At 46.1% G+C, this 14,913-nt stretch carries 12 protein-coding genes; 4 read left to right on the plus strand and 8 right to left on the minus strand.

All coding sequences use genetic code 11. From position 1 onward, the window contains the following. Window positions 1-142: 142 nt before the first annotated feature. From H6F56_RS19965 to H6F56_RS19975, 3 genes are all read left to right on the plus strand, one after another. Window positions 143-1,627, plus strand: a complete 1,485-nt coding sequence (locus H6F56_RS19965; protein ID WP_323799141.1) for a TldD/PmbA family protein — start codon at window positions 143-145, stop codon at window positions 1,625-1,627. A 281-nt stretch (window positions 1,628-1,908) separates the two neighbouring features. Beyond that, complete coding sequence (locus tag H6F56_RS19970; RefSeq protein WP_190671659.1) at window positions 1,909-3,252, plus strand: TldD/PmbA family protein; 1,344 nt, start codon at window positions 1,909-1,911, stop codon at window positions 3,250-3,252. A 263-nt stretch (window positions 3,253-3,515) separates the two neighbouring features. Further along, window positions 3,516-4,355: a tetratricopeptide repeat protein gene (locus H6F56_RS19975; RefSeq protein ID WP_190671754.1), complete on the plus strand. Its 840-nt coding sequence runs from the start codon at window positions 3,516-3,518 to the stop codon at window positions 4,353-4,355. 120 nt (window positions 4,356-4,475) lie between these two features. On the opposite strand, the gene H6F56_RS19980 is transcribed toward H6F56_RS19975, so the two are convergent. Next, complete coding sequence (locus tag H6F56_RS19980; protein WP_190671661.1) at window positions 4,476-5,132, minus strand: TMEM165/GDT1 family protein; 657 nt, start codon at window positions 5,130-5,132, stop codon at window positions 4,476-4,478. 378 nt (window positions 5,133-5,510) lie between these two features. Between H6F56_RS19980 and H6F56_RS19985 the strand changes: the two genes are divergently transcribed. Then, the gene (locus H6F56_RS19985) at window positions 5,511-6,212 is read left to right on the plus strand and encodes a Crp/Fnr family transcriptional regulator (RefSeq protein WP_190671663.1); all 702 of its coding nucleotides are present in this window, start codon (window positions 5,511-5,513) and stop codon (window positions 6,210-6,212) included. A gap of 149 nt (window positions 6,213-6,361) precedes the next feature. On the opposite strand, the gene H6F56_RS19990 is transcribed toward H6F56_RS19985, so the two are convergent. The 7 genes from H6F56_RS19990 to H6F56_RS20020 all read right to left on the minus strand — a co-directional run bounded on the left by H6F56_RS19990 (window position 6,362) and on the right by H6F56_RS20020 (window position 14,901). After that, window positions 6,362-9,610, minus strand: a complete 3,249-nt coding sequence (locus tag H6F56_RS19990) for a GUN4 domain-containing protein (RefSeq protein WP_190671666.1) — start codon at window positions 9,608-9,610, stop codon at window positions 6,362-6,364. A 639-nt stretch (window positions 9,611-10,249) separates the two neighbouring features. Continuing rightward, complete coding sequence (locus H6F56_RS19995) at window positions 10,250-10,993, minus strand: alternative oxidase (RefSeq protein ID WP_190671668.1); 744 nt, start codon at window positions 10,991-10,993, stop codon at window positions 10,250-10,252. A 203-nt stretch (window positions 10,994-11,196) separates the two neighbouring features. Then, on the minus strand, window positions 11,197-11,682 hold the full coding sequence (locus H6F56_RS20000) for a hypothetical protein (RefSeq protein WP_190671670.1): 486 nt from the start codon (window positions 11,680-11,682) through the stop codon (window positions 11,197-11,199). A gap of 224 nt (window positions 11,683-11,906) precedes the next feature. Beyond that, window positions 11,907-12,242 carry a cupin domain-containing protein gene (locus tag H6F56_RS20005; RefSeq protein WP_190671672.1) on the minus strand — a complete coding sequence of 112 codons (336 nt, stop codon included), beginning with the start codon at window positions 12,240-12,242 and terminating at the stop codon, window positions 11,907-11,909. A gap of 67 nt (window positions 12,243-12,309) precedes the next feature. Continuing rightward, a complete protein-coding gene (locus tag H6F56_RS20010; RefSeq protein ID WP_190671673.1) occupies window positions 12,310-13,086 on the minus strand; it encodes an SAM-dependent methyltransferase in 777 nt (258 codons plus the stop codon). Window positions 13,087-13,153: 67 nt separating this feature from the next. Then, window positions 13,154-13,300 carry a hypothetical protein gene (locus tag H6F56_RS20015; protein ID WP_190671675.1) on the minus strand — a complete coding sequence of 49 codons (147 nt, stop codon included), beginning with the start codon at window positions 13,298-13,300 and terminating at the stop codon, window positions 13,154-13,156. Between the two features lie 101 nt (window positions 13,301-13,401). Next, window positions 13,402-14,901 (minus strand): cobyrinate a,c-diamide synthase, encoded by a 1,500-nt coding sequence (locus H6F56_RS20020; protein WP_190671677.1) that lies wholly within the window; start codon window positions 14,899-14,901, stop codon window positions 13,402-13,404. Between the last annotated feature and the right edge of the window lie 12 nt (window positions 14,902-14,913).

Below are 14,913 nucleotides of genomic sequence, written 5' to 3' on the forward strand. Positions count from 1 at the left end.
TTACTTGCTAAATAAAATTCCTAGGTCATAAAGGCTGTAGCAGCCACCGCAAAAAAACCATTGTCCAGCCGGAGTTTCAGGAATTTGTTAGACTGGACAAACCAAAGAAAAGTCAGCCTACTCTCTGAAGGACGTTCTTCTGATGACGCTATCCATGCATCCCAGTACATTACTGCTTTCCAAAGAACTACCTACCCTTCAATACACCTCAACCCCTGATCGCTTCGATGAAACCTGGGAAGCGCCTCTATCAACGCTTTTAGGACTCGGACGCGCTGCCGGTGCGGACTTTATCGAATTCTTCTTAGAACGTGCAAACTATATTAGCTGTTTGGCAGAAGAAGATACTATCACCAGCATTTCGCCGCGTCTTTCCACCGGCGCTGGCGTTAGAGTGTTTCGTGGCAAAGCCGATTGCTACGTTAGCACGAACGATCTTTCATTTTCTGGGCTAAAATCTGCTCTAGAAAAAGGTCTTTCTATCCTGGGACTGCAACTGCCGGCACCCAATGCTTTCATCCCTGAAATTAATTTAGAACTCCTCAGAGACTACGCTACAAAAAAAGGGAAAGATGCTTGGTTACCTCAGTGTAGCCCCATCCGAGAAATGGGAGAAGTGCTACTGGATGCCAGCGCCTTGCTGAAACACAAAGCGAAGCATATTCAATCCCGACGAACCAGCTATTTCAGAGATTGGCAAGAAGTTTTAGTGGCTGCCAGTGATGGCACTTTTGCCCGTGATATCCGCCTGACTCAATCTGTAGGATACAACCTGTTGTGCGCTGACGGTGCCAACCGTTCATCCATCGCCAAGCGGGACGGCAGCACGAGCGAAGCAGACTTTTTGAGAAAGTGGAATCCTGAAGCTGCCGCTGAAGAAGTTGCAGAATCTGCCGGCATCATGCTTTATGCAGATTATGTGGAATCGGGAAATTACCCGATTATCATGGCAAATCAATTTGGTGGGGTGATTTTCCACGAAGCTTGTGGACACCTGCTAGAAACCACTCAAATTGAACGCAAAACCACTCCTTTTGCTGAGAAAAAAGGTGAAAAAATCGCCCACGAAAGTTTAACAGCTTGGGATGAAGGGCTTTCTAAAAACGCTTTCGGCACCATTGATATGGACGATGAAGGGATGCCGGCGCAACGCACCCTGTTAATTGAAAAAGGCGTGCTGAAAAACTTCTTAGCGGATCGCTCAGGGTCTTTGCTCACTGGACATCCCAGAACCGGCAGTGGACGCCGGCAGAATTATACGTTTGCCGCAGCTAGCCGGATGCGAAATACTTATATCGCCCCCGGAGAATACACCAACGAAGATTTATTCTCTTCCATCGATAAAGGCATTTATTGCAAAAAGATGGGCGGCGGTAGTGTTGGCGCAACTGGAGAATTTAACTTCTCTGTTGAAGAAGCTTATCTGATTGAAAATGGCAAAATTACTAAGCCATTAAAAGGCGCGATTTTAATCGGGGAAGCTAAGGAAATCATGAACAAAATTTCCATGTGTTCTCAAGATATCGGTCTCGCTGCCGGTTTCTGCGGTTCTGTTAGTGGCAGCATTTACACCACTGTTGGACAGCCCCATATTAAGGTTGATTCCATTACTGTTGGTGGCCGGTAAAGAGTGTTTTCAACCACAAATATCGCAGATAAATATCAATAAAACATCTTTATCTGTGGTTGAAAAATTATCCGATTCTTTTTATCTGCGGTTGAAACTTCTTTTTCTGAAATTCAACAAGTGACTGTGCCGAATATTACGGAAGAAGATTTTTTTAACCACAGAGGCACACAAATGAAGATTTGAGTGATTGGTTGGGCTGAGATAAATGCGGATGAGTTCTAAAATCATCTGCGGTTATCTCTGGTTAAATTTCACTGTTTTAAATTCAACAACTGACTATGCCGAATATCACCGAAATTGCTAATCACGCCAAGGAAAGTGCTGAGAAACTCGGCATCAAAAAGTTCGATATCTATGGATCGAGTGTTGATGAAACCAGCGTTCAAGTCGATAGAGGAGCGCCGAAACAAGTTAAGGCTTCTAATCGCTCTGGTGTGACGGTTCGTGTCTGGAATGATGACAATACAGTGGGTGTCACCAGCACCACAGATGTTGATCCAAATGGCCTGAAATTAGCCCTGGAAACGGCTTATGAGGCAAGTTTTTTTGGGGTCAAGGATAATGCTCCTGATTTTAGCCCAGAAGCGACTGTCCCCCTCGAAAAGTCCTCGGATGAGAAGGCAGCTCAAGCGCCAGTTTCTCAGTTGATAGAAAGCCTGATAGAGGCGGAAAAGGAACTGTTGGCGGCGCATCCGGCTATTGAAGGTGTGCCTTACAATGGTTTGGCTCAACGAGAGATTGACAGGTTTTATCTCAACAGTGCCGGCGCGACAAGGAATGAATCTCATTCCGTTGCCTCTATCTATCTTTACAGCAAAACTGAACAAGAAGGGAAAAAACCCCGGAGTGCCGGCGCGTTTAAACTTAGCCGCAGTTTGGAACAGCTCGATATTGAAGGTTGCTTGAAAGAAGCGGCTGAGAAAACGATCAGTCACTTGAACTATGAAAAAGTCAAGACTGGTAAATATACCGTGGTTTTCTCTCCGGAAGCATTCTTGAGCTTGTTAGGGGCATTTTCTAACTTGTACAATGCTCAAAGTATTCTGGATAAGCAAAGTTTATCGACGCCTGAATCTTTGGGAACAAATATTGCTTCTCCTTTGCTTTCGGTTTACGATGACGCACTGCATCCAGCGAATATCGGAGCGGAAACGTTTGATGGTGAAGGCACGCCGACTCGTCGGATTTCGCTGATTGAAAAGGGCATTCTAAGCAATTTTCTTCACAGTGCCGGCACGGCAAAACGGCTCAATGCTCAGCCTACGGGTCATGCAAATATCGGCTCTAAAGTTATGGTGAGTTCGCACTTTTATCATGTCCTTCAAGGTGCGAAAGCTGAGCAGGAATATAGCCTTGCGAATGCAGACAATGTGATTTTTATCGATGATCTTCAGGCACTTCATGCCGGCGTTAAATCGTTACAGGGTTCCTTTTCTCTGCCGTTTGACGGTTGGATGGTGAATAACGGCAAATTGACGAGCATTGAATCTGCAACGGTTGCCGGTGACTTTCGCGAAGTCCTCCAGTCGATTATTTTTGTCGAACCAGATGCAGAACTGACACCTGGGGGCGTGTGCCCCAGAATATGGGTGGATGGGCTGTCTATCACTGGAGAAGCCTAGGTTTACAACATCTAGTTTGCATCGTTGAAGGGTAATAAAGAAGCCGGCACTTCTGAAAAGGAGTTGCCGGCTTCTTTGTGACAAGCACCGAGGCGTTTTTGCCTCGCCATGTTAATCTAGGGGGGAAGTGGGGATATTTAACCGGCAATGGAGCGTTGAGAGCGATCAAAGCGCAGGACTATCCCTTCTTGCTCGATAATGTCTGTAGAGTTCAAAGCAGTTTTGTGTCCCAAAAACGCAGTCGCTTGATTGTTCGAGTGGTGATGGTGTTGGCACTCATCGCCTTTGTGGGGTTTTCCATCCTTCCCCTTTTAAGTGATGTTCTTAAGGCAAATCAAGTGCCTCCTGAAGCGACGCCGGCAACCACCCCGCAGGCGGCGCAGCAGCCTTCTAAGCAGGCAGACTTGGAAGGGCAAGCACGGGGTTATGAACTTGTTTTGCAGCGCGAGCCGGCAAATAAGGCAGCGCTGGAAGGGCTATTACGGACTCGGCTAGAGTTGGGTGATATTAAAGGGGCGATCGTCCCTCTCGAACAACTAGCAAAGTCAAATCCTGAAGATCCACTTTATGGCGTGCTTCTCGCTCAAGCAAAGCAACAAATTGGAGATCGCGAAGGCGCTGCCCAATCTTACCGCTCAATTCTGACCAGTAAACCCGGAAATGTTGAGGCGCTGCAAGGATTGGTGAGTCTGCTGCTGCAACAAAACCGCCCAGAAGCGGCAATTGGGTTGCTGCAAGATACGCTCAAAGGCGCTCCTCAAGCGAATCAGGTTGCTCCCGGCAGTATTGATGTGCTTTCGGTGCAGCTGATTTTAGGGCAGGTGTACGCCGAGGAAAAACGTTATGCGGAAGCCCTGGCGATTTACGATGAACTGACTAAAAATAAGCCTGACGATTTTCGCCCTGTGCTAGGCAAGGCAATTGTACTCAAACGACAAGGCAAATCTGGCGAGGCGACGTCTCTATTCTCGAGGGCGACGACTTTAGCGCCGGCAAAGTATAAAGATCAAATTCAGCAACTAGCAGCCGCAGCGCCGGCACCGACTCCCACGCCGGCTGCAACCCCGACTGAGAGTTTGCCCAGTAACGCGCCTCAAGAGTAGTCTTCTGCAACGGAACACCATTTGTTTAGAGGTGTTCCGCTGCGGTTCAAATTTTCCCATCTGGAATTTTAGCCACAACTTCTGTCAAGCGTTTTCGTTTTTCCGCTTCAATTTTCACGATTACAAAACGCTTTCTAAGGCGAGTGCACCAAAAATTAGAAACAGTGCGCCTCCAATCGCTGTCATAATCCGCTCAGAGATGCGACAAGCGATCATGCGTCCCCCCAAAACTGCGATTGCGGCGCAAATAGTATGTCCGAGAATGGCACCGAGGGTAACACCGGCTGCGTTATTGGAGGCGGCTAAAGTAATCGTGGCAAATTGGGTGCGATCTCCCCACTCGGCTAAAAACGTCATGAGAAACGACTGAAAGACAATTGCCATCTGGGGCGAGTTCAAAGAAAGGACGGGATTGGCGCTATTTTTTAAGGGAGTGCGCGGTAAGTTCAACTCAGCTTGCTCGACAACAGCGGCGGCTTCTTCGGCTTCAGCGCACTCTGTTTTTGGCGGCATTTGACTCGCTTCGTACAGCAGCTTAATTCCAAACCCGAGAAATAATAAAATTTCTGCCCAAGTGATATAAATTTGGGGAAGTAAGGATGCCGCTTGTCCAAGGAGTACAGATAGCACCGTCATCGCTGCCAAGGCTGCTGTGACGCCGGTAAATACGAGCCGGCGCGAGTGGCGCATGGATAAAATGACGGCAATAAAAAATGTTTTATCGCCTAATTCTGAAACCGTAATTAATAATAAGCCGGCAGTAAACGCTGCTAACACGCTCTCAAGCTCCTCTCAATTTCTCTATTGAATGAGTGAGCTTGATGGAAGCAATTAAGACTTCACCAAGCTCACTAACGATGTGAACTCAGTGAAGGTCTCGCTCCCAAGTATTTGACGTTTAATTTCAAAAACTTGTCATCTAAACCAGGCGATTTGCCAGTATGTTGATTTAGATGGGCCGACTTTTTTCTCTGCCGGCAGCTACTCCCCTTCGGATATGAATAATATTACCTCTATCTTTGGATATATACAATACCCTAAGCGGAAGATTTTGAGTTTTAAACAGATATCAAAGGGTAGATGAGCTGTTGGAATGTACTCCCCGCTTCAACGGAGATGGGGAGAATTTAATTCAGCAGAAACTATGAAAAAAATATGAAAGCTACCATTGAACAACTCGCACAAATTTTAATTTTTTCAGATTTAGAATCCCCAGAATTAGAACGGTTGCAACCTTATAGCCAAGTGAAGCAATATCAGCTGGGGGAAATTGTCATGCAAGAAGGGGATCGGTTGCCGGCGAAGCTTTATGCACTCTTCAAGGGTTCCCTTCGCGTTACCAAAACCTCGGCTGCCGGTAAAGAAACAATTCTCCGCACCTTATTACCAGGAGAAATTTTTGCCGCACCGGCACTGTTAGGCAATGGCATTGCGCCGGCAACCGTTACCGCTGAATCTGATAGCGAAATTCTCACCCTAGATCGAGATGCCTTACTAGAAGCCATTCAGCAAAAACCTGAGATTGCCTTGCGAATGTTAATGGTATTTAATCAGCGAATCCAGCAGCTTCACGACACCGTACATGGATTAGTTTCAGAACGCGCCATTGTGCGCTTATCGCGGTTAATTTTATATTCTGCCTCACAAGATGGCACAGAGAAAACGCCTGCCGGCTTTGTTTTAAAATCCAAGCTTTCTTACTATCAAATTGCCCGCAGTATCGGAATTACCTATGAAGAATGCCTACGACTGATTAAAAGTATTAAATCAATTGTTGCTTACAGTCGCGGCGGTAAAATTACAATTTTGGACGAAAAAGAATTGGAAGCGATCGCCAGTGGTAAGCAAAGTCCTTAACGCACCTCTGGGACTGCCACCGAAACCGGACAGATCAGAAGTCCGTTTTGTTGCTGAAAGCTATTTTAGTCAGTGATGGCCAACCACCGCCGGCCTTAAGTGCTAAACTTTGCAGATAGGCCAAACAATCTGGCGTTGAGAGCGATTCTTCATAAACGATGCTTCATATCTTCTGCGTAGGCTTCTGAAGACCTCTCCGTATACGTTGCGCTAAGCTCTTGGTTTTCCTTGGCCATTTCTTCAAGCTTTGTTTTTACAGCTATCCAAAAGTTCAGCGTTGGCATCGCCGTCATAAAGCTGGAGCTAACTTTACTGTATTTTTCCCACAGATCGGAAATAGTCTGTAGGTCTTGAGGCGGTATGCTGCATTCTATGCTATCTATAACCCCACAAGATTGAACATAGACTGGGTTTAGTATGCTTTTAATGTCAGCGTCTCTCGAACAGCCCGAAATTTGAAGCATGATAGTTTGTGTTTCCTGTTCGGCCTCTTGCCACTGCTGTGTTACCAGTAAATGCCGCAGTCGCGTATAGTCAATTCCGACTGCAGAACTCAGTGCATCGCTGTATTCTTGTAACGCCTGTTTGACGATAGGTTCTTGTCTTCCTTGCAGCAGGGAATAAGCAGCCTCGTAAGCCTCCCATGATTTGTCCTTGAGAGCTGTAATCACCCGCTCTAAACCGGCTTGATCGGACTGAAGAGCCTCTTTTAGGGCAAGGTAATGGTGGATAAATACGACGGGATCGAATCGGGTTCTGCTTAAATTCTCAATTCCCCAGACCTTGATGGTTCTGTCCTGACTCCCGCTGGCAATTGTTTGCCCATCGGGACTAATGGCAATTGACATGATCGAGTCTGAATGTCCGGTAAGAATAGTTCTCACTTCGCCGCTGTCCAAGTCCCACACGTTGATAGTCTTGTAAGCCTCACCCGCGATAGTGCGCCCATCCGGGCTGATAGAGAGGTTTTTAATACCAGATGAAGCGCCGATGAGGGTGGTTTTCACTTCGCCACTTTCTAAGTCCCACAATTGACCAGAGGGCTTACTATTTTTAATGGCGAAGATACGTTGATCGGGGCTAATGACAAAATTTGAATCCCACCAGCGAGCAGCAATAGTAGTTTTCAGATGCCCTGTGTCCAAATTCCAGAATTTGACAGTATTGTCGCTACTATCCCTATTCTGACTAACAACGGTTTGTCCGTCTGGGGTGATAGCAACGCAATCAACCCTGCCTGAATGGCCGATGAAGGTTGTTTTCAGTTCGCCACTTTCTAAGTCCCGCACCTTGATGGTTTTGTCACGGCTGCCACTGACGAGGGTGCGCCCATCAGGACTGATGGCAACGCTATAATCCGAGTTTGAATCATCAGTGAGGGTTGTTTTGAGTTGCCCATTTTCTAAGTCCCACACGTTGATAGTGTTGTAAGAATCGCCACTAACGAGGGTGCGTCCATCATGGCTGATGGCAAGGCAAGTCACCCAGGATGGGCCGGTAAGGGTGGTTTTCAGTTCGCCACTTTCTAAGTCCCACACCTTGATGGTTTTGTCCGCACTGCCACTGACGAGGGTGCGCCCATCGGAACTGATGGCAACGCAAGTAACCCAGTATGAATGGCCGGTGAGGGTACGGAGGCATTTAAGCCGGGAATAAGGATTGCAGATTCGCAGCGCCGGCTTCAACCTTGGTTCAGCATATCTTTGTAGTTGTGCGTAAGCACTACACTGAACCTGCCAGGATTCATAGTTTAAGCCATGCATAACCAGTTCTAAACCATTTTTACCTGACTCCAAAGCCAGAGCGTAAGCAAGTTCCTGTACCTGCCAGCACTCTTCCTTAAGATGTTTGAACGCCTCAATCAACGACTCCAAATTGCTTTGACTCAACTTGAGCGTTTCTTTTAGGGCAAGGTAACGATGAAACAATTCAGTAGGAGCCAGAAGATGGCTCGGACTCCTGCCCACTCCAGAATGGTATGGCTGTAACGCCTGCTTGAGTATTGGCTCAACATTTTCCTGTAGTAAGGCATAAGTAATTTCCCGTACCTGCCAGGATTCATCCACAAGAGCTTGAATGGCCGACTCTAAGCTGGCTTGATCAAAGCTGAGCGTCTGTTTTAGAGCCAGGTAAGTATAGAGCAATTCAACTGCATCTACTCTGGGCACACCTACCGTCCAGAGTTTGATAGTTTTGTCATCACTCCCACTAGCGATTGTTTGGCCATCGGGGCTGATGGCAACGCAAGTAACCTCCTTTAAATGGCCGGCGAGGGTGCTTCTCAGTTCACCTGTGTGCAAGTCCCACACTATGAGGGTGCAGTCATCACTGCCGCTAACGAGAGTCTGCCCATCAGGGCTAATGGCAACGCAAGTAACCTCCCCTAAATGGCCGGTGAGGGTTGTTATTAGTTTACCTGTGTGCAAGTCCCACACTTTGAGGGTCTGGTCTTCACTGCCGCTAATGAGAGTCTGCCCATCAGGGCTAATGGCAACGCAAGTAACCTTCCTTGAATGGCCCGTGAAGGTGGTCTTTGGGTATCCATGCTCCACGAGTTCGATTGTCTTGTAGCTAATCTGTATCTTGAAGTTTTCAACCCAGTTTAAATGCTCGCCTAGGCTCGCTTGCAGTGGTTCGTCATTTAACTGCCAGAGCTTGAAGGTATTGTCAGCACGATCACTAGCAAGCACATATAGGCCGCTACGATAGGCTGGAAAGGTTCTCTCTTCCCCAGTGTGCAGGTTCAAAAGCTTATTTTGGTAAGCTAGAGTCTGACCATCAGGGATGAAAGCAACGTAAGAATTAGTACCTTGACTGGTAAAGGTAGTTTTTAGTTCATCGGTTTGCAAATCCCATAGATTGATGTTGTCACGGCTGCCAGAAGCGAGGGTGTGGCCATCGGGGCTAATTGCAAGGGAATAATCAACCGACTCGGAATGCTTAGTGAGAGTGCGTAAGTATTCCAGCCGTAAATAAGGGTCACACGTTCGTAGCACTCGTTTTAAGGCTGGCTCTACATTTTGTTGAAGCAGTGAATAAACCACCACCTGCATTGTCCACGCCCCATCATTTAAAATAGGCACCAGCAGGTCTAAATGTTGCTCGATTGGTTTTAAATTTTCTTCAAGCAGCGTAGAGGCGAACTTCCGCACCCGCAAAGACTTATCTTCTAGGGCAGACAGCACCAGTTTTATGCCCTCTTCACCATAATTCCAAGCCTGATGAAGTACAGCGATTTTTTGATTTTCATCCCCGCCCATCAACAGGCTTTTAACTTCTTCAATTCTTCCCAAAACGTCAGAATTTACCGGCTCAGGGATGTTCCCGCCCAGCACTGCTTCACCATTGTTGGGTTGATTCCAATTCTCTGCCATTGTTGCACCTTCCTTGCTACGCATCTTTGCAACCTGATGCTAAAGGCTTTCATCCCTCACCGGCAGCGTGCCACCCTTGAGGATTTTGTGTGAAATTAAGCTCCTCAATTCTATTTAGTGATTTTAGAAACGCCCTAACTTGTAAAACTTCTTTACATTAAAACTAATAAACGCAGATTTTTACATCTGCGTTTATCTGCGGTTTAAAATCAAAAAATGTTTATCGTTCAACCGACTTTAATTCTGCCGGCTGATTTGCAGTCTGAACTGGAAAGTGAGAAATCGCATAAACAGCCTGAACTGTAAACACAAACATCGTCATTGCACCGATGGCAAAAAGAATATCGCCTGGAATTCGCTCTCACACAGTTCATGATTTCTTAAGTTTTTCCTAGCACTGTTATAGAAAAGTTTAAAAAAGCACTCAATAAATGCTGACTTTAGGAATACCGAACTCGGCATTAGTGAGAAAAAGGAAACCAGCAACATCACATTAACCCCATGTTCATTAGACAGCGTCGGCTAATACTAACCTTGAGAATTGAATGTAGCAACGCTGTACATTAATAGAAGTATTATTAATGGAGCGGTTGCCGGCTGATTTATGACGAATCAATTTTCAATCTTAGATGCGTAAATTTAGAGCGCTTGGGGAAAAAAGCACTACTGCATTTCTACCGGCTCTTTCTCAACCGCTTCTTCCTCTAAACTCTCTTCATTCCTTTCAATGTCGGCTTTGCTCGCTTCAGGTAATGCCACTTTATCAGGGCTGTGAGGACTCTTGAAAGTCGCTCTGGCATTATCGTTTTGACACGCAACCATTGTTTTAACGTGTTCCATTTCATCATCTCGAATGGCAACAAACACGTCATAAAGCGTTTCAATATTCGGACGGCGTTCCTCTGGCGGACGAGTTGTTTGGAATTCATCAAACATATAGAGGTCGCCATTTCTGTAGTAACTGATGGCAATTTGGGGTGGAGCCTGAGTTTTCAGTTCGTCCCCATGCTCTTTGAGAAGCTCATCATAAGTATGGTAAGCGTGTTCTTCCACCAGCTGCATAAAGTGATAAGCAGAACGAGGTGAAAGGATGTACACAGAAACAACAATCCAGTAGTAAACCAAAGCGCCGGCATGAGCAACAAAGCGGTCGATCCAGTATTTGTTCCCACCCAATTCTTCACTAATTAGCAAGTGGTGGAGTTCGTTCCAAGACTCGGCAAAGTGAATTTTAAGCCAATCTGCCTTACGCCACCACCCCATTGTTTCGTAGAGGTGAAGAACTGAAGTGTAGGCAAAGTAGGGAACCCGCGCCACTGTTTCTAAAACAAAAAAGCGGGGATAGCGGCGATGGCGATAAAAGGTGTTCAGAATCAATTCTAAAACATTGACAAGAAGACGAATCATTTCTCAATTCTCCTTAACCAAATTTTTGTCAAGCTTATTCTCGAAAATAACCCAACCCTTGATACGAAAAGAATACTATTCGGATTGAAATGTGACTTCTATCTAAAGAAGGGGTACTGACTGAACAGTACCCGCTCATCAGTCGTATAATTTCGCAGCTTTAAGGGCTATGGGTCGGCATAAGCCCTAATGTTTTTACAGTGTTATTGGTGAGTTCGTTCATCTTCACGAGCGGCAACAACCAGAGGTAAGCAAAGCGTTGCAACTGCTTTTTGCCATTTTTGTCGGATTTGCTCGTCTTCTACGCCATCAAATGCCGCCACTAAAGGAGCAACCGAACGCTCTAATGCCGGCCTTGGAACGGGACGATGCAATTCAACTAAACGAGTCAAGCTTTCTTGCTTATTAACAAACCCAATTACCCATTTAGTTGTGTGAGCTGGACTGTCAGGAACCCGCTGAACTCCTAACTCATTTTTTAACCAACTATAAAAAGGAGGAAGTCTTTCAGCTAATACACTCGCTGCGGTTGGCAACGTTTCTCTGAGTGTTTGAACATCTAAGCTGTCTAGCTGTTGCTGTAGTTCTGGGGATTTAAGGCAGTCTGTGAGCGGTTTCGAGAGTAACGCTTCTAACTGAGTCTTGGATAAATCTAAGTGTTGCGCGAATGTTTCTAAGGTTGATTGCATGGTTGAGATTGAATGAAATGACTAACTTTAGGAATAGTATGCTCTGAAGGCGGCTGTTACTTCTATGAGGTAGCTCATAAAACAACAATTTCTGAGCAGTTTTTTTGTCGAGACGGGTTGATAAATTACCGGCGCGCTGAAGCCGGCAGGTAAAGTCCCAAAAACTGCCGTTTCCTTTGGTCTGGGCTGAGAGGATGGGTTCTAATCACCCAGTCATTTGCTGGTTATACAGCTTCAGAAAGCGTCAGCAGAAAAGCTAAATTTTCTTCAGCTTTTAAGGCATGAAGCGCATGAGCCGGCATAAAGATAAAAACGCCTGGTTCCAGCTTAATATCTTTTCCCTCTAAATTCAGAATTCCTCGCCCTTCTATGACATTAACGGTTGCATTCCGAGCTGAAGAATGTTCGGAAATATCGGTGCCGGCAGCTAGGCAAAATAGGGTGTAGTGACAATTTTTATCTTTCACCAGCACTTTGCTGAGGACGCCGGCATGAGGGTATTCGATTTGCTCTTGCAGTCGAATGATTGAAGATGAGCCGGTTACAGTTGGAGTTGTCATGGTCATTTAACCTCTTTAATTGTAGCGAATGCAAAGGTACTGATTTTTAGTTCTAAAATGGGCAAGCTTACTCAGCAATTGCACAGTGAACGATGTATCCCAAATCTTGCTGGTATTTCTTAAACACACCACGCATTGCCAGCACCCGCTGCCGGATCTGCGGGTGAGTTAACACATTCCACAGAATTTTAGCCGTACTCAACAAGCCTTCATCTTGAATCACTTGCCGCAAATCTAACAATGCCAGCGTGCCGATTTTTTGCTGCTGAACTTGAAAGCCGGCTGCTATAAAAGCTGCTTTCCAGTTCGCTTCAGATAGCGGTGTCGTATTGTTTCGCACAATTTGTGCTAAATCTTGATGAATTTCTGCTTCACGACTTTTGGCAACCATTTCGTGAGAGAGAAACTTGCCACCTGGTTTAAGCCGACTCTGAATTTCCTTCAAGATTTTAGCTTTTCCCAGTGCAGATTGCATGGATAAAATTGCTTCTGCAAAAACCCAATCAAACTGCTCGGAAATGGCATCTAAATGAAAAATATCTCCCTCAATAATTTCGACTTGTCCTTCTAAGCCGGCAGCCTGAACATTAGCACGGGCACGCTCCACACTTTCTGGATTTTTCTCAACACCAACAACCCGCACGCTAAAACGCTGAGCTAGGGCGATCGCACTGTAACCAAAACTAGAAGCTAACTCTAGCACTGTTTCCCCAGGCTGAAAATTAGCCCATTGGAATAATTGTTCTGTGGCAGTGCGCCCACCGGGCCGTAAAATAGTTTTGCCGGCGGCTGCCAGTATTTGATGACCCGATGCTGTTTGGAAATTCAAAGTCGCGTTGCTCATAGCGTTCACCTTGTTGGAGCCGGTGCTATTCACTACAATGGCAAAAATTTCTGATTCTGACTTTGAGCTAGCTCATAGTTGCCGACATCGGTTTCTTAGATTCATTGGGAAACCCTCCCACCTGACTGATAGAAGCCGATGAAACGAGCGCGGAGAGTAATATCTGTAGGGAGACAAAGGGCCGGTCTTCATCAGAGGCTGAAGAGCCTCCCAACGATCTAACCTCATGCAGAAAATTAGCCGACTTTATCCTCAAAAAGTTTAGAATTTTATGAATTGTTCTAAAAATTCAGATTTTATAGTTACAAGGAAAACTTAACTTTTATCGACCGAATTTGAAAAATGATTGAACTTTGAGCAATTCTGTAAAAATCGAGCCGGCATCTCTGGACAAGCGCCCCAATGCAGATGAATATAAGAAGCGTGTAACTGATGGGATGTCCACCCTTCCATTACTCCTGCGCTAGCCGAAAGCTGAGGAGAGATGCCAACAGCCTTATAGAGCGGTGTTAGTACATTAATAATACTCGCCTCTCCCTCTCTTTCTAAAAGGGTGAGTTCTGAGCGGTGAAATTCATGCCCATAAACAGTCTCACCGGCAGCTAGTAGCGCTGTATTTTGCAAGGCAGTTGCTTGTCGATATCCTAATGTTAAACGCTTGCCCATCACCGCCGTTGCCGGCAGCGCTCCCACCATCTGCCAAGTATGCCCCTCAAAATCAACAATTTCTTCGCATAAATACATCAGTCCGCCGCACTCGGCATAAACCGGCATTCCTGCTGCAATTGCTTGTTTAACTGCCGGCAATACTTGGGAATTTTTGCTTAATTTTTCGGCAAAGACTTCGGGGAATCCGCCCCCAAAATATAATCCCTGTAAGTCTGCCGGCAAGCGATCTTTTAACGGACTCCAAAATACTAATTCGGCACCGAAAGATTCGAGAATATCTAAATTATCTTGATAGTAGAAATTGAAGGCGCGATCATGTGCGACACCTAATCGGATTTTTGATTTTGAACCGCAGATAAACGCAGATAAACGCAGATGTTTTTCTGGCATCTGTGTATATCTGTGTTTATCTGTGGTTTGTTCTTCAATTTTTAATAAAGGCAACAAGCGATCCCAGTTAAAGCAGTTCTTACCAATATGTGCAAGTTTGTCAAGTACCGCATCTAAATCTGTTAATTCATTTGCCGGCACTAAGCCCAGATGCCGGTCGGGAAGGGTAATATTATCTTGCCGGCGCAACACGCCCAGAATCGGTAATTGTAGCGGTTCGAGAGCCTCTTCTAATAGTTGCAAGTGGCGATCGCTACCGACGCGGTTGAGGACGATGCCGGCGAAATGGAGGCGGGGATCGAGTGAACGATAACCATGAGTGATCGCAGCCACTGAACCGGATAGCCGGCTGCAATCAATCACTAGCAACACCGGCAGTTGTAGTAGCCTTGCAATGTGGGCGGTACTGGCAAAGTCATTTTTGGGCAATGGGAATTGGGCATGGGGCATAGGTTCGGATTTACCAAGCGCTTTCACCCCATCAAACAAGCCCATTACCCCTTCTACTAGGGCGAATTCTACCGATGCTGTGTGCTGGGCAAAACACTGCCCCACATAGGCTTCAGAAGTCAGCACCGGATCTAAATTGCGACAAGGCCGGCCCGTGACATATTGGTGAAACATCGGATCGATATAATCCGGGCCAACTTTAAACGATTGAACATTAAAACCCCGACGCCTTAAAGACGCCAGTAGGGCAAGCGTCACGGTTGTTTTGCCTACCCCACTGCGTTCGCCGGCAATGACTAAAGCCATAGTTGTTTCTGC

Source organism: Microcoleus sp. FACHB-672, assembly GCF_014695725.1.
In the GTDB taxonomy this organism is placed as follows: Bacteria; Cyanobacteriota; Cyanobacteriia; order Cyanobacteriales; family Oscillatoriaceae; genus FACHB-68.